At 57.9% G+C, this 19335-nt stretch carries 16 protein-coding genes; 10 read left to right on the forward strand and 6 right to left on the reverse strand.

Features of this window, described 5'->3' with window-relative positions; all coding sequences use genetic code 11:
• On the reverse strand, positions 1-1578 hold the full coding sequence (locus JOE09_RS21095; RefSeq protein ID WP_205067184.1) for an ABC transporter substrate-binding protein: 1578 nt from the start codon (positions 1576-1578) through the stop codon (positions 1-3).
• 124 nt (positions 1579-1702) lie between these two features.
• On the opposite strand from JOE09_RS21095, the gene JOE09_RS21100 reads away from it, so the two are divergent.
• On the forward strand, positions 1703-2353 hold the full coding sequence (locus JOE09_RS21100; protein ID WP_205067185.1) for a DUF1028 domain-containing protein: 651 nt from the start codon (positions 1703-1705) through the stop codon (positions 2351-2353).
• A 30-nt stretch (positions 2354-2383) separates the two neighbouring features.
• Here the strand turns inward: JOE09_RS21100 and JOE09_RS21105 are convergent, their stop codons facing one another.
• From JOE09_RS21105 to hpxD, 3 genes are all read right to left on the reverse strand, one after another.
• Complete coding sequence (locus tag JOE09_RS21105; RefSeq protein ID WP_205067186.1) at positions 2384-2590, reverse strand: hemolysin XhlA; 207 nt, start codon at positions 2588-2590, stop codon at positions 2384-2386.
• Between the two features lie 160 nt (positions 2591-2750).
• On the reverse strand, positions 2751-3716 hold the full coding sequence (locus JOE09_RS21110; protein ID WP_205067187.1) for a PDR/VanB family oxidoreductase: 966 nt from the start codon (positions 3714-3716) through the stop codon (positions 2751-2753).
• Positions 3717-3728: 12 nt separating this feature from the next.
• The gene (gene hpxD, locus JOE09_RS21115) at positions 3729-4766 is read right to left on the reverse strand and encodes a molybdenum cofactor-independent xanthine hydroxylase subunit HpxD (protein ID WP_205067188.1); all 1038 of its coding nucleotides are present in this window, start codon (positions 4764-4766) and stop codon (positions 3729-3731) included.
• A gap of 126 nt (positions 4767-4892) precedes the next feature.
• Between hpxD and hpxR the strand changes: the two genes are divergently transcribed.
• The gene (hpxR, locus tag JOE09_RS21120) at positions 4893-5810 is read left to right on the forward strand and encodes a LysR family hpxDE operon transcriptional regulator HpxR (RefSeq protein ID WP_205067189.1); all 918 of its coding nucleotides are present in this window, start codon (positions 4893-4895) and stop codon (positions 5808-5810) included.
• Between the two features lie 6 nt (positions 5811-5816).
• Here hpxR and hpxO read toward each other — a convergent pair whose 3' ends face one another.
• The gene (gene hpxO, locus JOE09_RS21125) at positions 5817-6971 is read right to left on the reverse strand and encodes an FAD-dependent urate hydroxylase HpxO (protein WP_205067190.1); all 1155 of its coding nucleotides are present in this window, start codon (positions 6969-6971) and stop codon (positions 5817-5819) included.
• A 358-nt stretch (positions 6972-7329) separates the two neighbouring features.
• Between hpxO and JOE09_RS21130 the strand changes: the two genes are divergently transcribed.
• The 6 genes from JOE09_RS21130 to JOE09_RS21155 all read left to right on the forward strand — a co-directional run bounded on the left by JOE09_RS21130 (position 7330) and on the right by JOE09_RS21155 (position 13289).
• On the forward strand, positions 7330-8715 hold the full coding sequence (locus tag JOE09_RS21130; RefSeq protein WP_205067191.1) for a nucleobase:cation symporter-2 family protein: 1386 nt from the start codon (positions 7330-7332) through the stop codon (positions 8713-8715).
• Positions 8693-9193: a 2-oxo-4-hydroxy-4-carboxy-5-ureidoimidazoline decarboxylase gene (gene uraD, locus JOE09_RS21135; RefSeq protein WP_205067192.1), complete on the forward strand. Its 501-nt coding sequence runs from the start codon at positions 8693-8695 to the stop codon at positions 9191-9193. The genes JOE09_RS21130 and uraD overlap by 23 nt, the downstream gene beginning before the upstream one ends.
• On the forward strand, positions 9190-9516 hold the full coding sequence (gene uraH / locus JOE09_RS21140; protein ID WP_205067193.1) for a hydroxyisourate hydrolase: 327 nt from the start codon (positions 9190-9192) through the stop codon (positions 9514-9516). The genes uraD and uraH overlap by 4 nt, the downstream gene beginning before the upstream one ends.
• 413 nt (positions 9517-9929) lie before the next feature.
• Entirely contained in the window at positions 9930-10562 is a 633-nt protein-coding gene (locus JOE09_RS21145; protein WP_172606545.1) for a DUF2272 domain-containing protein, read from the forward strand.
• A gap of 334 nt (positions 10563-10896) precedes the next feature.
• Complete coding sequence (gene licT / locus JOE09_RS21150) at positions 10897-11727, forward strand: BglG family transcription antiterminator LicT (RefSeq protein WP_205067315.1); 831 nt, start codon at positions 10897-10899, stop codon at positions 11725-11727.
• A 158-nt stretch (positions 11728-11885) separates the two neighbouring features.
• Positions 11886-13289, forward strand: coding sequence for a glycoside hydrolase family 1 protein (locus JOE09_RS21155; RefSeq protein WP_205067194.1), 1404 nt, complete (start codon positions 11886-11888; stop codon positions 13287-13289).
• A 52-nt stretch (positions 13290-13341) separates the two neighbouring features.
• Here JOE09_RS21155 and JOE09_RS21160 read toward each other — a convergent pair whose 3' ends face one another.
• On the reverse strand, positions 13342-14790 hold the full coding sequence (locus tag JOE09_RS21160; protein WP_239553233.1) for a DUF1593 domain-containing protein: 1449 nt from the start codon (positions 14788-14790) through the stop codon (positions 13342-13344).
• Between the two features lie 446 nt (positions 14791-15236).
• Between JOE09_RS21160 and JOE09_RS21165 the strand changes: the two genes are divergently transcribed.
• Entirely contained in the window at positions 15237-17159 is a 1923-nt protein-coding gene (locus JOE09_RS21165; protein WP_205067195.1) for a beta-glucoside-specific PTS transporter subunit IIABC, read from the forward strand.
• A gap of 200 nt (positions 17160-17359) precedes the next feature.
• Positions 17360-19033 carry a carbohydrate porin gene (locus JOE09_RS21170; protein WP_205067196.1) on the forward strand — a complete coding sequence of 558 codons (1674 nt, stop codon included), beginning with the start codon at positions 17360-17362 and terminating at the stop codon, positions 19031-19033.
• The last annotated feature ends 302 nt before the right edge of the window (positions 19034-19335 follow it).

Genomic DNA, 19335 nt, shown 5'->3' on the forward strand with positions numbered 1-19335 from the left:
TTACTGTTTGGTCACCCGGTTGAGTAACAGGTTAAAGTTCGGTTGCAGGGAAAAATGGTTAATGCGCGTGGAGGTCACGGCGTTCTGCTTCCAGTTGGCGACAAACAGCCACGGCGCATCGTTATGCACGATCTGCTGCACCTGGCGGTAAAGCTGCCCGCGCTCGGCGTTATCGGTGGTCAGACGGGCTTTTTCCAGCAGCGCATCTACCTGTGGATTGCTGTAGTAGCCCGAGTTAAAGCCGCCTTTTTTTGGCCAGGCTTCCGTGCGCAGGGTTAAAAACGGCAGCGTATCCGGGTCGTTGGTCATCCACGCCATTTCTGCCATATGGGTCTGCGGCGTCAGCCCGGCGTTGACCTTCGACAGATAGGTGTTCCATTCATAAGTTTCAATTTTTACGTTCAGCCCGACCGCTTTCAGATCGGCCTGAATGGCGGTGGCCATCGGCACCGGGTCGAGCATTCCCGATCCCCCTTCGGTGACGTAGAAGGTCAGGGTTGCACCTTCCGCTCCCGCTGCTTTCAGCAGATCGCGCGCCTTCTGCGGGTCGTAGGGATACGCCTTCACGTCGGGATTCGCCGCCCAGCTGAACGCCGCCGGGATCGGGCCGTCGGCCACGTCTGCCGAACCCTGGAGAATATTGTCGACCAGCGACTGCTTGTTCACCGCGTAGTTCACCGCCTGACGCACGCGGACGTCGTTAAACGGCGGTACCTGGGCATTCAGCATCACGTACCAGACGTGTGGGCCGGTGGTTTCATACAGACGGAAGCGTTTGCGCTTCTCTGCGAACAGTTTCACCGTATCCGGCGGCACTTCGACCATTGCGTCGATCCCACCCGAAAGCATTTCCGCCACGCGGGTATTGCCGTCGGTAATCGGCCGGAAGACCACGGTGTTAACCGCCGGTTTGCCGTCCCAGTAAGATGCATTCGCCGTCACCACCACGCGCTGGTTGGCCCGCCATTCAGTAAACTGAAACGCCCCGGTTCCCACCGGATGACGGCCAAAATCCTTACCGTATTTTTTCACTGCGGCCGGTGAAACGATCAGCCCCGTCGGCGTGGCCAGATTGGAGAGAAACGGCGCGAAAGGTTCTTTCAGGTGAAACACCAGCGTCTGTTCATCCGGGGTGTCAATGGACTGAATGCTGGAGAAGAAAAACGACAGCGGGAACGGGCCGGTATCGTGCCACGGGTTCTTCTCATCAATCATGCGATCGAAGGTAAACTTTGCGGCCTCGGCATTAAACGGCGTGCCGTCGTGGAAGCGCACGTTGTCGCGCAGATGAAAACGGTAGGTGAGGCCATCCGGGCTGATCTCCCAGCGGGTGGCCAGCGCCGGTTCGATATCCAGTTTGCCTTCGCCGTTGCGCACCAGTCCGTCATACATATTGACCAGAATACGCGAGTCGTTAGCGGCAGTGGCTACCTGCGGATCGAGCGATTGCGGCTCGGCCACCTGGCCTATCAGCAGCGCATCGGCGGGCGTGGCGGCCTGGGCCTGCGGTAAGCCGAGCAGCGGGCACAGCAGCAGGGCACTTCTGATTAAAACCTTGATTCGTCGCGTACTCAGCATGGTGGCCTCTTCTGCTTCGGGGAGTGAATTCCGGTTGTCCTGATTATTATTTATGCGTATAAATAGAGTTTATTGCAATAATTTATCCATATAAATTTAGTCTGACCCTGCGACTGGAGCTGACATGACTTTCTCAATCGTCGCGCGCGATCCGCGCACCGGCGCATTCGGTGCGGCCACGGCCACGGCCGGTCCGGCGGTCGGCGCGCTGGTGATCCACGGTGCCTCGCGGGTGGGGGCGATTGCTACCCAGGCGATGACCAATCCGCTGTATGGCATTCAGGGCATTGCGCGCTTGCGTGAAGGATTTACCGCCACCGAAACGCTGGCGATGCTGCTGCGGGAAGACCCGGAAGCGGCACGCAGGCAGGTGATGATCGTGGATCGCAGCGGCAGCGTGGCGCACTGGAGCGGCCCGCTGTGTGGCGTGTATGCCGACAGTCTGTCGGTGAACGACGGCGCGGTCGGGGGGAATTTACTGCTTAATGCGGAAACGCTGGCGGAGATGCGCCGGGAATACCAGCTGCGCAGCGAGCTGCCGTTTGCCGATCGTTTGCTGGCGGCGATGCGTGCCGGGGCGACGGCGGGCGGCGACAGGCGCGGCATGCATTCGGCAGCATTGAAAATCTGGTACGACCGCGAATACCCCGACGTTGACGCCCGCGCCGACTGGTCCGCCGCACCGCTGGATACTCTGCAGGAGGTGCTGCACCAGCTGCGTCAGCCGCTGTTTGCCGGGTTCTTTGCCGAGATCCCGAAAGGGGACCCGCAGTAAAAAAACAGAAAGGTTGTGATGGAGAGGAGATTATCCAAACAGGTACTTCGCCACGGCAAGGCTGACGCCAGCCACCGCGATGATGGTGGTTGCTAACCATTTCGTCTGGCTGGCAATTTCATTTTGCATATCGGTTCTGATTAGCTGTACATCTTCTTTTGTGGCGAAGCTCTTCGATCGCTCAGAGAGCGTTGCCACATCAACACGAATCTTTTCCATCATGTCCTTGTCATCCACGTCCTGTTCTCCCTTACATGGCTTCGCTGCCTGGTAAATTAATCTCGCTCGCACTTAGATGTGATTATTCTTTAACCGATTCTGCTGCTGTCAGGCGAGTTTTGCAAGACGATGGTTTTCCAGATTGAAGGAGTGCAGCAATGCCTCGCCGGTATCCCTTTCAAAGATCGATAACAATCTCCCCGGAGTGGCTGCGCGAACAGCACAGCGCGATATGCTGCGTAGGGGCAGTTTTTTCCTGTTCGGATTGCACGGTATCGCGGTGATCGATAATGCCGTCGATGACCGGCGTCAGGCAGGCACCGCACAGGCCCATCTCGCAGGAGAGCGGCACGGCCACGCCGTTTTCCATCAGCACCTGAGCAATGCTCTTATTTCCCGGTACCGGCCAGCGTTCCCCGGTTGACCCCAGCGTGACGGTAAACGTGCCGTCCTGCATTCCCGCCGCAGCCGGGGCAACGGGTTGGAAGGCTTCGCTGTGGATCTGCTCTGCCGCCCAGCCTTTCGCCCGTGCGGTTTCCGCCACCGCAGTCATAAAACCCTGCGGCCCGCAGGCGTAAAGGTGTTGATTGCCCAGCGGTGCGGCAATGGCCTGTGCCAGCCGGTGGCGCGGGCTGCCGCCTTCGTCGGAGCAGTGAACGGTACACAGCGCCTCACTGCCGCTTTCCAGCAGTTCAGCGATAAACGCGGCGCTGCGGCGGCTTTTGACAAAGTAGTGCAGTTCAAAAGGCGTGCCTGCCGCTTTAAGCCGCAACGCCATGGCATACAGCGGGGTGATGCCGATCCCCGCTGCCAGCAGCAGCACCCGCCCGGCAGGATGCAGGGGAAACAGGTTGCGCGGGGCTGAGATCATCAGCCGCTGGCCGGGGCGCAGCGTGTCGTGAATATAGCGCGATCCCCCGCGTGATGCCGCTTCACGCGCCACGCAGATCAGATAGCGGTTCGCCTCACCGGGGCCGGTCAGCGAATACTGACGGATCAGTCCGCAGGGCAGGTGGAGGTCGATATGCGCACCGGGCTGCCACGCCGGCAGCGGCGCAGCACCGGTGCCGACCAGGCTGACGGCCAGACTTTTGTCGCCCTGGCACCACAGGCCATCGACCCTCGCTTCCAGCATCTCATTCATCGCAGCCTCCGGTCAGACGAGGAAAAATTCGCCAAAGCCCATTTTTTTCAGGCCGCGACGGTAGGCAATCGAACTGCGATCGGCGGGAATATGCGCCTCCAGGGTCAGATCCAGCGGCAGTCTTTCCGGGCGCTGGGTCTCCACCATCAGCCGGTCCTCCTCAAACACCCGCAGGTTGAAGGCGTGCACGTCCTCCACCGGCACGTGCAGATCGACATTGCGGGCGATCGGCGCAAACATCCGCGTAACCCTGGCCGACACCGGCGACGCGGCGTTCATAATCACCATTCGCTCCTCGCCCGGAAAATGAATGGTCAGCGTGGCGGTAAACGGCAGGTGCATTTCAAAATGCCGCAGCCACTGGAAGTCTTCCGGCGCACGGTATTCCGAGTGCGGCGCGTAGTTGCTGACCGAACTCCAGTAGTCGGCAACGAAGCCGAACGGCGTGTCCTGCGGTTTGTAGTCCGGCACCAGCTGGTTGTCGGCGTCGGCAAAGGTATCGGTGTGTACCCAGGCAAAGTGGGCAACGTCCAGGAAACCTTCTACCTGGCGACCGGCGAAGCCGTTGACCTCAAAGCCCGGGCAGTTGATCTGCTGGTAACCCTCTGCATCCCAGAGCGGCATGGTCGGCAGCGGCGGCGGGTTTTCAGCATCAAAGTCCAGGCAGGTCCAGATCAGTCCGTAGCGCTCTTCCACCGCATAGCTCATCAGGTTGAGCTTGGCCGGCACCGGCTGGTCCGGGCTGGACGGAATGCGGTTACAGCGGCCGTCTTCGCCGAAGCGCAGGCCGTGGTACGGGCAGATAATCCCTTCCTCATCGTGAAAACCCAGCGTCAGCGGTACGCCGCGATGCGGGCAGACGTCACGTGCAACGACCACTTTGCCCTTGATACGATAGATCACCAGCTGTTCGTCCAGCAGCGTGGCTTTCACCGGCGCGGCGTCGATGTCGCACGCGCGGGCTACCGGGTGCCAGCATTTCGCCAGCTTTAGCCAGTCATCCGGTTCGAAGGTGCAATGCGCGGGGGGAGTGGGTTTGTGCGTGTTCATCGTTGGCCTTCCTGCTCACAAAAAATACTGGTTTAGTTGTTGTGGGTTTATTGTTGTCATATTAGGGTGTACGCATCCATCAGCATTAATTCACCAGGGTGTTGCAAAAAGGAGTACAGGTGCCGCATGAGTCCGTTTTCACGTTTTGCGCTCTACTTTGCCGAAGTGGCCCGCTGCGGCAGCCTGCGCCGCGCGGCGGAAAAGCTGCATATTTCCGCCTCGGCGATTAACCGCCAGATCCTGCAGGCTGAAGAAGAATTTGGTACGCCGCTGTTTGAACGCCTGCCGGAAGGGCTGCGGATGACCACGGCGGGGGAGCTGCTGTATGACAATATTCTGCGCTGGCAGAAGGAGTTTCGCCTGACCCGGCAGAAGTTTGATGAGCTACAGGGGCTGCGGCGCGGGACGGTCAACGTCGGGCTGGTGCAGGCGCTGGCCGAAGGCAGTTTTGCCAACGCGCTGTCCGACATCATCGCCGACTGCCCGTGGCTGGAGCTGGTGTTACAGGTGGCCGACAGCCATACGGTCAGCCAGCGAATACGCCAGGCCGATCTCGATTTCGGGCTGATCCTCGATCCCGAAGGGCAGGCGGGGCTGAGCGTGCTGGCGTTTGCCGAGCTGGAGATGGGCATGGTGATACGCGCGGATCATCCACTGGCATCCTCCGGGCGCATTTCGCTGGGCGAGCTGAGCGGCGAGCGCCATATCCTTCCCGGCGCGCCGCTGATCGTTCACGAGCGGGTGGCGATGCTCTACCGCCACCACGATTTTGCACCGGCGAACACCATCAGCTGTAATGATATTCGGCTGATCAAATCGCTGCTGCTGAAGGGCAGCGGCGTAACGGTGCTGAGCCTGCTGGACGTTCATGATGAAGTGAAGCGCGGCCAGCTGGCGTTTGTGCCTTTGCGCGGCACGCTGCTGCGGCCGCTGACGCTGGCGCTCTGTACCGCCCCTTCGCGGCAGCTTTCGCGCCCGGCGCAGATGGCGATTCAGAAGCTGACGGCGGTGCTGGAGGCGATGCAGCCCACAGCCGAAACCTGAGTAGCGTCAGCCCAGCGGCCCGCCCTGGATGGTTTCGCACATGCCGTTGATAATGCGTTCCCCGGTTTCCTCCTTCAGTTCCTGATACCAGGCATGGGTGAGCGCCATATCCTTGCCGTGGGTGACGTCGCAGCGCTTGCGCGCCTTGAGCACCAGGTCACGCACGCGGTCGCAGCGCTGCGCTTCATATTCGCGCAGCGCCGATTCGATATCGCGGTGCTCGCGGAAAACGGCACCGAGCACCACCGCATCCTCCATCGCCGCGCAGCCGCCCTGGCCGATATCCGGCGTGGTGCTGTGCCCGGCGTCGCCCAGCAGCGCCACTTTCCCGCGCACCAGCCGGTCAAACGGCTCGATATCGTGGATTTCAATGCGGTTGGTGGTTTCCGGGTTCAGCGCCGCGATAAGCGTCTGCACCGGTGCGGCCCAGCCGCTGAAATAGCGGCTCAGATCGGCGCGTAGCGTCGTGCGATCCTCCGGCAGCCCTGCCGGGAGCGGCACGTCAAAGAAGAAGTAGAAGCGCCCGTCGGATACCGGCATCAGCGACACGCGCTTGCCTTCGCCCACGAAGGTGGTCCACTGTTCGGCAGGGGCAATGGCTTCATCGATCTGCACCAGGCCGTTCCAGTTGACGTAGCCTGCGTAGCGGCGCTCCGGCGTGTAGCCCAGGACATAAGGCCGCAGCGCCGAGTGGCTGCCGTCGGCGGCAATCAGAAAATCGCCGTGGGCCGAGGTGCCGTCGGTAAACCAGACGGTCACCCCGTCGCTGTTTTCTTCGGTGTGGGTCACCCGCTTGCCGAACTGCACCCGATCGCGCCCCCAGAAATCCAGCATCTCGCGCTGAAGTTCAGCACGGGAAACCGGGCAGGGGCGTCCGCCGGTGCGAGAAATCAGCGGGGCGAGGCTGAACTGGGTGAGCACCTCACCGCGCAGATGATCCTGATAGGCCATGGAACGCAGCGGCCCGCCAAAAGTTTCAATAATCTCGCCCATGCCGAGGTGGTGCATGCACTTTACGCCGTTAGGCCAGATGGAAATCGCCGCCCCCACCGGTTTGATCTCTTTTACCGCTTCGTAAACTTCGCAGTCGATCCCTGCGTTCTCCAGCGCAACCGCTGCGCTCAGGCCGCCAATGCCGCCACCGATAACTAATGCTTTCATTTTTCTCTCCTGTTCAGGCTTCGTTATGGGGTTCAGCAATTTGCGTACCAGGTCAGCAAAGGCGCTGGCGGCGGCGTTTCTATCGTAAGCAGGCGGTGTTGTGCCTCTTTTTAGTGCGATACATCGCAGTCTCTGCTTTATCGTGAATCAATAATTTCTTACCTGGTCATCAGGAATCTAACGTTTCATTCGGATGCGGTGATTTACAGGCAGATAAAACGACGATATTGGTGAATTTATCTTATTGAAATTGCGTTGGTAATCGGCCGGAAAACAAATTATCCGCGCCGTTTTGGCGACTCTGGTCTGGTTTATGCAATGTGCTGATATCGCTTATTCGCAACGGGATGCAACAACCATGGCTGATGAAAAGAACGACACGCTGATTTACGGACTTGAGCAGAAGATCCCACCGCTTCCGGCGTTTTTCAGCGCGCTACAGCACGTGCTGGCCGGGCTGGTGGGGATTATCACTCCGCCGCTGATTATTGGTGCCACGCTCGGGCTGGGTGACTGGATGCCATATCTGATCAGCATGTCGCTGCTGGCCTCCGGCATTGGTACGTTTCTTCAGTCCAATCGCGTTTGGGGCATCGGGGCGGGGATGATCTGTATGCAGGGCACCAGCTTTGCCTTTCTCGGCGTGGCGATTGCCGGTGGCATCTGGGTCAAAGGCCAGGGCGGCGGACCGCAGGATATTATGGCCATGCTGTTTGGCGTGAACTTCGTTGCCGCGCTGGTGCCGGTGATCGTCAGCCGCTTTATCGAACCGCTGAAAAAAATCTTCACCCCGATTATTACCGGCAGCGTGATTGCGCTGATCGGCATCAGCCTGATTAAAGTCAGCGTAATCAACTGGTGCGGCGGCGAGCAGTCGCAGGCGTTCGGCAGCATGAGCAATATCGCCCTCGGGGCCGTTACGCTGGGCGCGATCGTGCTGCTGAGCTGCGCGAAGAACCGCTGGCTGCGCCTCTCTTCGGTGGTGGTGGGCATCGCCGTCGGCTGCGTTGCCGCCGCGCTGAGCGGGAATTTTCACCTGTCCGGCATTGGCGACACCTGGTTCCGTCTGCCGTCGCTGTTCCCGTTTGGCTTCCAGTTTAACAGCGCCATTTTCCTGCCGATCGCCTTAGTGTCGCTGGTGTGTATTCTTGAAGCGGTGGGCGATCTGACGGCTAACTGCCTGATCTCGAAACAGTCGATTGACGACGGCGCGTTCCGCTCTCGCCTGAAGGGCGGCATTCTGGCCGACGGCATCAGCTGCATGATTGCCGCTATGCTGTGTGCGTTTCCCAACACCACCTTTGCGCAGAACAACGGTGTGATCCAGATGACCGGCGTCGCCAGCCGCTACGTTGGCCGCTATATTGGGGTGATTCTGATCCTGCTGGGGCTGTTCCCGCCGTTTGGTGAGATCCTGCGGCAGATCCCCACGCCGGTGCTGGGCGGCGCGACGATGGTGATGTTTGGCTGCGTGGTGGCGGCAGGTATCCGCATTATTACCCAGGTGCCGTTAAACCGCCGCGATATGTTGATCGTCGGTCTGGCATTTGGCTTTGGCCTGGGCGTGGAGGCGGTTCCGGCGTTTCTCGCCCACTTCCCGCCGATTATCGGCAACCTGTTTGGCTCGGCGGCGACCAGCGGCGGGCTGGTGGCGATTGTCCTTAACCTGATTATCCCCGAAGAGAAAACCGCCGCGCCGGTCGCGGCAGCAAGGAGCAGTAATGACAGCGCTGAGTCACTTTAATCATCTTTCACCGCCGCAGGCGCTGGCCCTGATTGCGCCTTGCGTGGCAATCCCGGCGTGGTGCGAAGCCGTGGTTGCGGCACGCCCGTACGCCAGCCGCGAATCGCTGCTTGGTGCTGCACAGCAGGCGTCGCAGAGCTGGGGGGAAGCGGAGCTGAATCAGGCGCTGAGCGCCCATCCGCGCATCGGCGAAAAACCCTCCGGCAGCCAGGCGCACGCCGCACTGTCGCGGCAGGAGCAGGGAGCCGTTAACGACCAGGACTCGCAGCTGGCGCTGGCGCTGAAGGCGGGTAATGCCCGCTATGAGGCACGCTTTGGCCGGGTGTTCCTGATCCGCGCCAAAGGCCGCAGCGGCGAGGAGATCCTGGCCGCGCTGGCGCAGCGTTTGAACAACAGCCACGCAGAAGAAGTACAGGCGGCGCTGGAAGCGCTGCGCGAAATTACCCTGTTACGACTGGAAGGAGCAATAAGCGAATGACCACCCTCAGCACCCATATTCTGGATATTTCCACCGGTAAACCTGCCGCAGGCGTGGCGCTGCGGCTTGAGCAGGGCGAGCAGGTTATCGCCAGCGGGCTGACCAACGCCAACGGACGGCTGGGCGACTTCGCCCCCGCGCCGCTGCCGCCTGGGCGCTACCGGCTGGTGGCGGAAACCGGCGACTGGTTTGCAGCAAAGGGGCTGGAAACGCCTTTCCCCTGCGCGCAGATTGATTTCGTTATTCCAGCTGCGGCGGACGATCACTACCATCTGCCGTTTCTGATTGCCCCCGGCGGCTGGTCCACCTATCGCGGGAGCTGATCGGGCGGCGATCTACTCCGAAACGCAGGGCGATCGCCCTGCGTTTCAACGGCGGCAGCGACCAGGATTGCCGCTGCCGCCTGCTCCCGGCTCAGGCCGTTATCCGCGATATCCTCTGATTGAAATGGAGATCTACCGTAAAAATTTTTTTGCCGGGTTAAAATATTGCTCTCAATGAAAAACATAATAAATTTCATTGGGTTAATGTTTTTCTTCAATGAAAGCAACGTGTTGGAAAAGGGGGGCCGGTCAGGTTATTATCGCTTTCGGCAAACCGATACCAACGCCTTTCATAACACCTGTCTCTGGAAAGCGAAAAGTTTACGCGTTTCATTTTTGGTTATTAAAAACTAAAAAAGTAATTAAATTTTTAACAGATGAGGTTTCATTTTTCACTAGTCTGTGGGGGATGTATGACTGTTTTTATCAAAGAACTTTTGTCGGCATGCGATCGCGAATATTCCAAATTCCGGTCGGGAACGCTGAAAGAATATGATGCTGCTGTTTATAAACGCGTTGGCGACTACTGGAAAGCCATCAATATAGATAATATAGATGGAAAAACGCTGTCAAAAGATAAACACGGGAAGTTTTATAATCCGGCATGGTCATCAGCCTTTGTTTCTTTCGTTGTTAAAAATGCCGGTGCGGGCGATCTGTTTAACTACTCCTCGGCGCATTGCCATTATATCGAATCGGCAAGGAAGGCCCGGCAAAATGGGACTAAAAGCGCTTACTATGCTGTTTCACCGGATTCTGATATTCCCTCACCGGGTGATATTATTTGCTCGGGCCGAGAATATGCGAGCGAATACAGTTTTGAAAATGCCGAGTTGGCGTATAAAACGGACAGTTTCTACCCTTCACACGGTGACGTGGTTATTTATGTTAATCGGGAACAGGGATACCTAATTACCATCGGTGGAAATGTCGGTAATTCCGTAAAACAGAAGAAAATACTCATCGATGAAAAAGGGTTTTTAGTAGACAGAGTGGATGGTAATAATCTTTTACCGTGGCTGGCTCTGTTGAAATGTCAGCTGTGAAGGATAACGGAAGATAAGCGATTATGCTTATTCTGGGCCTGTAGCAATCGGTGAACCGTGATTGAGCTGTGCCTTCCCCCTCGGCAGCATCCCGGCGGGGAAGGGCCTCGCGATATCCGTATCAGCAAACCCCGTCCGGGCATCAGTTCATGATTATCATCACAGTTCCTTCAGAGGGAACTTGAGCCTGGCGGGATGATTCGTTATAACAACCCCTGGACGTTATCAGATAACACTGAGCGAAACCTGATCGCATTGAAACCGTAATGGCTTCAATGCAATCAGGTTTTTTTTTGTCTTTTTTATGAAAAAGGTCACGTGAAAGATGGCTGCAATGATAGTCGATAAGATTCTGAGCAATAACGCGGTCCTGCTGATCAACGCCAGGCATGAAGAGGTGGTGGCGATCGGGCGCGGTATTGGTTTTGGTAAAAAGCCAGGGGATACGGTGGACGCCAGCGAGATCGAAAGCCAGTTCGTGAAAAAGTCCGAGGGGCTGGCGGATGTGTTTGCGCAGTTGCTGGCGGAGATCCCGCCGGCGAACCTGGCCGTGACCCAGCGTATTATCAACCTGGCGCAGCAGCGGCTGGCGATCACCGTGCAGGACACGCTGTTCCTGGCGCTCAGCGACCATATTAATTTCGCCATTCAGCGCCACAGCAACGGCCTGGCGATTAAGAACTTCCTGCTGTGGGATATCAAACGTTTTTACGCCGAGGAGTTTGCCGTCGGACTGGAAGCGCTGGGGCTGATCGAGCAGGCGCTGAGTATTACGCTGCCGCAGGATGAGGCGGGATTTATCGCCCTGCATCTGGCCAATGCCAAAAACAACAGCGATATGCAAAGCACCATGGACAGTGCGACCATTATCAGGGATGTACTGAGCATTTTGCAGTACGATTTCAAGCTGACCTGGGATGAAGACTCGCTGGACTACCAGCGCTTTGTTACCCATCTGAAATTCTTCGCTCTGCGGCTGTTGAATCGTAAAACCGTGGCGCACGGCGACGACAGTATCTATCAGGGCATTACCGAAATGATGCCGAAGGCCTGGGCCTGCGCAAAGAAAATCTGTCACTACGTGGATAAAAACTATGGCTGCCAGCTCACCACCGATGAGGTGATGTTTCTGACCATCCATATCAATCGCCTCAGCGGCGGTTAAACTGATTTACAGGTCTTACTTCAGGGCGTAACTGAACCAATCAGGCGAAACCTGCTTCAGCAACGACATCTTACGATGCCGGTGCTGAGCAGGTTTTTTTGTTTTCAGGCCTGCACAGCAGGCACGCAGTTAAATGAGTCATAAAGGAGAAGGTAACGATGAATATGGCATTCCCGGAAGGATTTTTGTGGGGCGGTTCGGTAGCGGCCAACCAGGTTGAAGGCGCATGGAATGAGGGTGGGAAGGGCGTTTCCACCTCCGATCTGCAACCGCAGGGCATCCACGGCAAGGTCGTTGAACGCGACGCTGACAGCCGCGGCGTGAAAGATCAGGCCATCGATTTCTATCACCGCTACCCGGAAGACGTGAAGCTGTTTGCCGAGATGGGCTTTAAAGTGCTGCGCACCTCCATCGCCTGGACGCGTATCTATCCCGAGGGCGATGAAACCCAGCCAAATGAAGAGGGGCTGGCGTTTTACGACCGCCTGTTTGATGAAATGGCGCGCTACGGTATCCAGCCGCTGATCACGCTGTCGCACTATGAGATGCCTTACGGGCTGGTGAAAAAGTACGACGGCTGGGGCGGCCGTGAAGTGATTGCGCTGTTTGAACGCTATGCGCGCACGGTTTTCACCCGCTACCGCGATAAGGTGAAATACTGGCTGACCTTCAACGAGATCAATATGGCGCTGCACGCACCGTTTACCGGCGTCGGGCTGGCGGGGGAAAGAAGCAAGCAGGAGATCTATCAGGCAATCCATCATCAGCTGGTGGCCAGCGCCCGCGCGGTGAAGGCCTGCCACGAGATTATCCCGGATGCCAAAATCGGCAGCATGCTGCTGGGCGGGATTCGCTACCCGATCACCTGTAAGCCGGAAGATGTGCTGAAGGCGCAGAGCGTGAATCGCGACTGGCTGTTCTTTGGCGACGTACAGGCGCGCGGGGCTTATCCGGCGTGGATACAGCGCTTCTTCCGCGAAAACGACATTGCGCTGAATATTACCACGCAGGACGCCGCTGACCTGAAAGAGACGGTCGATTTTATCTCCTTCAGCTACTACATGAGCGGCTGTGCGGCGGCGCAGCCGGAGCTGTATCAAAGCTCGCGCACCAATATCATGAAGATGATCCCCAACCCGCACCTGCAAAGCTCCGAATGGGGCTGGCAGATCGACCCGCAGGGGCTGCGCTTCCTGCTCAACGAACTGCACGATCGCTACCTGAAGCCGCTGTTTATTGTGGAAAACGGCCTGGGGGCGAAAGACGCTCCGGCGGCGGATGGCTCGATCCAGGACGATTACCGCATCCAGTATCTGCAGGCGCATCTGGTGCAGGTGAGGGAAGCGATTGAAGACGGCGTTGAGCTGATGGGTTACACCAGCTGGGGGCCGATCGATCTGGTCAGCGCCGGTACTGCGCAGATGTCGAAACGCTATGGCTTTATCTACGTTGACCGCAATGACGAAGGCAACGGCACGCTGGAGCGCCGCCGTAAGAAAAGCTTTTACTGGTATCGCGATGTGATCGGCAGCAACGGGGCCAGCCTGAGCGATCCCGTCTAGACCGCGTTAAATTGCGTTGCCCGGGCACCCTGTGTGCCCGGGCGTGCTGCCGCTACGGCGTTACGGTGACGATTGCGCGGCGGTAGGCGAACAGCGACGGCGTGCCGTCATCCTGCACCTGCAGAATGATATGGAACGGCGTCGCTGTTTTCACCGCTGGCGCGGTAAAGCGGAGTGCCTCGCGTTCGGTATCCTCCAGCTTGAGGTCCGGGCTAAAGTGGATATTCATCGTGGTGGCGGTCGGTTCTTTGTACTGCCACCAGCGGTAGCTGAGCCGGTTATTATCCACATCGTGCGACCCCTTCGCCGACAGCTCTACCACTTCACCCGATTTCACTTTCAGCTCGACGATCCCCTGTCCCGGCTGCCCGTTCAGCACCAGCTGCGGATTGTGGTTGGCCTTTTTCACGTCCGGGGTCACGCTCCACTGCATGCGCGCGGCAAAATCATTTTGATACGCCTCGCGCCAGCGCCAGATGGTGGCACTGGCGGTGCGGTGGCTTTTGCCATCGACGCCGGTGACGGTATCGGAGGTGCTGGTGCGCAGCCCGCTGCGGCTGTCGGGCGTGACCGCCGCATAGCGCCCGCCCCAGCCGCCGTACTCCGGATGTTCCGGCGCGTTCAGTCCGTTTTGCAGCAGGTAGAGGAACGAAGGCGTATCGCCTTCCATGGTGTATTCAATGGCCGGATAGGCCGCGCCCAGCGGTCCCTGATTGCGGATGTTGCGGGCCAGCCAGTCGTTGTTGACCCGGCTCATATCGCCGCCTTCGGCAAAGCGCGACGACATGCCGCTCCAGGTGGCGATGAAGTAGTCATTCCAGGCGTGAATGCTGGTGATATAGCGCAGGGCAGGGAACTGCGCCCGTATCCATTCGCCGGTATTGTCCTGATCGGAGATCGCATAAACGCGGATTTTACTGACGAACGCCTCAACCTCTTCCGCGCTGCGGGTGGCGCGCACGTCGTACAGCGCCTGCGCGAGATCCACCGCGCCGCCCCAGACGTCGATCCACAGCGGGCGCGGGTCAGATTTATCCACCGACTTGATAATCAGCGCCGACGCCTCGGTAGATTTCCCCGCGCCAACGTAATCCATACCGTAACCGGCGCGACCGGCCCGCACCACCGATCGCAGTGCTTCGGCGCTCGGATAGCCTTCCGCGTGCCTGCGCAGATTCGGTAGCGCCTGCGCATAGGCGTCGATGCGTTTGTGCATCATCTCCGGGTTCACCCGGTCTCGCAGCCATGTTGAGGTGGTGGCTATCAGCCCCTCCACGTTAAATTCGTTGCTGTACACCAGGAAGCGCACCAGCGACTGCGAGTCGTCCGGCTCATTGCCGATATCGGACAAAATCAGAATGCGCGTTTTCTGCTGTCCTGCCTGTGCCTGCGTTTGTTCCTTTTGCTGCGTCGCTGCCTGTTCTGCTGCGGCGAGGGCGCTGGTGCTGGTGAGGGTACAGGCGAGCATCGCGCCGAGTAGTGGATTTAACCGGGCCATCATCGTTCTCCGTTGGGGATCGCCAAAAACAAAAAAACCTGCTTTCCGTTGCCGGGTAAGCAACAGAAAGCAGGTTTCGCCGAATGATCAGTAACGTCCTGAGGGCGTAGTTATAAGAACAGGGCTCGGCCGGGGCAATCACTATTCCTGATAAATGTGATGCAGCCGCCGTATTTAATTCTTTTTCACCGCGTGCAGAATGAAAATTTAGTGATGACTTTCACAAAACCGAATATATCAGTGGAATTTCTTCAGCGGTATTGTTAAAAGAAGGGCGTTCGTCAGGACGTGACCAGAATTCTCTGGGCGAGACCTGGATAAAGCAGTGTGTTTTTTCACACTATTTTATCCAGGTTTTTTTTTGCTTTTTTTCCTGCTGGCCAGCGGATACAGGCAACGATCGTAAACGCACTGCAATGACTGTCGTCGATAAAACGGGAATTATTATCATGAATACTGAAGTGCTGGCAGGAAATATACTCAAGCTGGTGGGTGGGGAGAACAACGTTGCCTCGCTGGTGCATTGCGCCACGCGGCTGCGCTTTAAAATTATCGACAACACCAAGGTCAATCAGCCGGAGCTGGAAGCGCTGGACGGCGTGATCACCGTGGTGAGAGGCTCCGGCCAGCTGCAGGTGGTGATCGGTAACCGCGTGCCGGACGTGTTCCGCGCAATCGGTGCCATCTCCGGGCTGCTGGACGACAGCAAAAGTAACAAGGCGGCACCGGAGCAGCAAAACAGCGCCTCGGTACTCGGCCGACTGATCGATCTGGTGTCGGGAATTTTTACTCCGCTGCTGGGCGCGATGGCCGCCGCCGGGGTATTGAAAGGCGCGCTGGCGATTGTGCTGGCGGCAGGCTGGATGACCAGCAAAGAAACCACCTACATTATTTTGCATGCGGCCTCGGACAGCCTGTTCTATTTCCTGCCGATGCTGCTGGCGATTACCTCCGCGCGTAAATTTGAAACCAACGTATTTGTTGCGGTGTCGATTGCCGGTGCGCTGATTTATCCCAGCATCCAGCAGCTGTTTACCGCCGGTAATCCGGTGACCTTCTTCGGCCTGCCGGTGATGATGATGAAATATACCGGCACGGTGATCCCGATTATTTTCAGCGTCTGGCTGATGTCGATTCTGGAACGCTTCCTGAACCGCCATATCCACGAAAGCGTGCGTAATATCCTGACGCCGTTCTTCCTGCTGACGCTGATGGTGCCGCTGACTCTGATGACCATCGGGCCGGTTGGGGTTTCGGCGAGCGAGGCGGTGGCGTCACTGTTTGTCAGCATCTACGGCATCAATCCGATTATTGCCAGCGCGCTGATGGCCGCATCGTGGCAGATTTTGGTGATTTTCGGCGTGCACTGGGGCTTTGTGACGGTCTTTATCAACGATATTTCGGTGATGGGCCACAGCTATCTGAAGGCGGCTTCCAGCCCGTCGGTGTTTGCCCAGTCCGGCGCGCTGCTGGCGGTGATGCTGCGTACCAAAGATAAAAAGCTCAAGGCGCTGGCGGGAAGCAGCTTTATCGCCTCTCTGTTCGGCATTACCGAGCCGGGTGTTTACGGTGTGACCCTCAAGCTGAAAAAGCCTTTTGTCTGCGCGGTGATCGCTGCCGGATTCGGCGGAGCCATCGCGGGCTATGCCAAAAGTTCCGCCATTTCCATGGGCATGCCGGGCCTGCTGACCCTGCCTATCTTCTACGGCGAAGGCTTTATCGGCTTTATTATCGGCTGCGTGGTGGCCTTTGCCGCCAGCCTGGTGCTGACGCTGCTGGTGGGGTTCGATGACCCGGCGCTGAAGACCACGGCTCAAACCGTACCTGCCGCGCCTGCTCCAGGGGAAAAACGTACCGTGAGCACGGAAACTTCTGCGGCAGCAACGGTAGCAACGGCGGCACCGGCGGCACAGGTGGTCAACGAGCAGATCGCCGCCCCGATTTCCGGCACGGTGATCCCGCTGACGGCGGTCGATGACAAGGTTTTCTCCTCCGGGATTGTCGGCCAGGGCTTCGCCATTGTGCCGGATGAAGGACGGGTGTACTCCCCGGTGGATGGCCATATCGCCAGTACCTTCGCCAGCGGCCACGCCATCGGCATTAACTCCACCGGCGGCGCGGAGATCCTGATCCACGTGGGTATCAATACCGTGCAGCTGGAAGGCCAGCATTTCCAGATGCAGGTGAAAGAGGGCGATGAGGTGAAAAAGGGCCAGCTGCTGCTGACCTTCGATCTCGATGAAATTAAGAAAGCGGGCTATGACACGGTGACGCCGGTGATTGTCACTAACAGTGAAGCGTGGCGTGAAATGCAGATTAGCGATAAACCGCATTCTCGCTCTGGCGAACCGGTGATGGCGCTGTCGCTGTAATGAATTAACGCGCAGTAGAAATAAAGTCAGTAGCGGCGTTGGGCTGTCGCCGTCGTTAATAAAACAACATTGATGGTTAATTCAAACTATCCCTTCAGGACGTGACTGATTTAATTCAGGCGAGACCTGCAACCGGCGGAAATACACTCCGCTGGCGGCGGGTCTTTTTTTTTGCGGGGATGCAATACCCTGGGGTAATAATGAAAGCGAAACAACTGAATTATAAAAAAACGATGATCGCGGCGGCGCTATTCTCTTGCTACGCCGTCAGCGGTGAAGCCGTGGCGCAAAAACTGACGCTGGAACAGCGCATGGAAATGCTGGAGGCGCAGCTGCTGGCCACCCAGCAGAAACTGCAGGCCTACGAGGATAAGGAGCAGGCGCAGGCGGCGGCATCTGGTTCAGATGCGGCAAGAATTACTGGTCGTGCTTCAGCGTCATCCGGTTCACCGGCGGGTTCTGCTGCCTATGCGGCCTCGTCTGCGGGCAGCGTTGCTGCTGGCGTTCCGGCAACCTCTGCGCCCTCTGTCGCACGGACCGCCTCCGCCGAACCGCTGGAGCTGTCGCCGGACACGCTGAAGCAGATCAGCAAATATGTGCAGGACGACACCGGCTTTAAATACTCCGGCTATTTCCGCTCCGGCTGGGCCAGCACCACCAACGGCGGGCCGAAGTCCTGGGGCGTGGGGTCGCTGGGGCGCTTTGGTAACGAATACGACGGCTGGTATAACCTGTCGCTGAAAAAACGCGCCTGGCGCGAGGGTGATAAATCCATCTGGGCTAACGTGCAGTTTGAGGGCGATTTAGGCTTAACCCAGAGCAATGAATCCTTCGAAAAGGGCATGTCCGGCGGCGGCATGGGCAAGCTCAGCAAGCTGTACGTTGAGGGTAACGGCCTGCTGCCGTTCGCGCCGGAAGCCTCGGTGTGGATCGGTAAACACACGCTGCCGCAGTATGAAATTCAACTGCTGGACTGGAAAAGCAACCGCACGCTTTCCGGCGCGGGCATCGGGATTGAGAACTGGGCGATGCCGGTGGGAGCGCTGAGCATGGCGCTGACCCGCAACGACATCGATAACTACAGCACGGTATGTGCGGCGGGTTCCTCAACCTGTAGCGATACCACCCAGGTTAACGTCAATATCGCCGAAGTTCGCTATAAAAACCTGCCGATAACCGACGGCGTGACACTGGAGCTGGGGGCGAAATACGCCTTCGCCAATCAGACCGATGAACAGAAAGAGGCGCAGGCGGATAACGACTACTACAAGGTCAAATCCTCCTGGCTTGGCCAGGCGATTCTGCGTAATCCGCTGCTCAACGGCACCAACGAACTGACGCTACAGGTGGCCGATAACTCGCTGGCCAGCCAGTTTATGAATATCTCCAGCGCCAACCCGGATTTTGACTACAACAGCTCCTACTACGGCATTCACAGTGACGGTATCGGCTGGCGACTGGTCAGCCAGGGCGAGTTTTACCTGAGCGACAAGATCATCATGGCACACGCGCTGGTCTACGGTCGCGGCCACGATCTCTACTCCACTTACACCGGCGCACACACCGACTTCGAAACCGCGCGCGCGGTGATCCGCCCGTCGTGGATCTGGAGCCGCACCATGCAGACCGCGCTGGAGCTGGGCTACTTTAACCAGCAGAACCGCGCCAACAACCTCAGTTTTGATGAGTCCGGCTATAAGGTGACGCTGGCGCAGGTCTTTAAGGTGGATACCAGCATCCTGAACTCGCGCCCGGAAATCCGCCTGTACACCACCTATCTTAAGGCGCTGGAAAACGAGATCGACAGCACCACCTTTAATGACGGTAAAGATTATCAGATTAGCTTCGGCGTGCAGGCTGAAGTGGTGTTCTGATTTTCGGACCGTCGATGCTTACAAATTAGAGTAAGAAACGATGCCTCCTGCGCAATCGGTAGGGGGCATTTTTTATATATGGCGCAATTTCATTGAAGACAGGCCTACCTGTTTACACTGCACTCCGACTACGTTTTCACTTCCTGACTTCCTGACTTCCTGACTTCCTGACTTCCTGACTTCCTGACTTCCTGACTTCCTGACTTCCTGACTTCCTGACTTCCTGACTTCCTGACTCCCTCAGCCGTTTATCCTTTTCGTTTATCACTGATTCATCACCGTGCAGTCCTGTTCACCCGTGG

Origin of the sequence: Pantoea coffeiphila, assembly GCF_016909495.1 — a bacterium.
Classification (GTDB): Bacteria; Pseudomonadota; Gammaproteobacteria; order Enterobacterales; family Enterobacteriaceae; genus Erwinia; species Erwinia coffeiphila.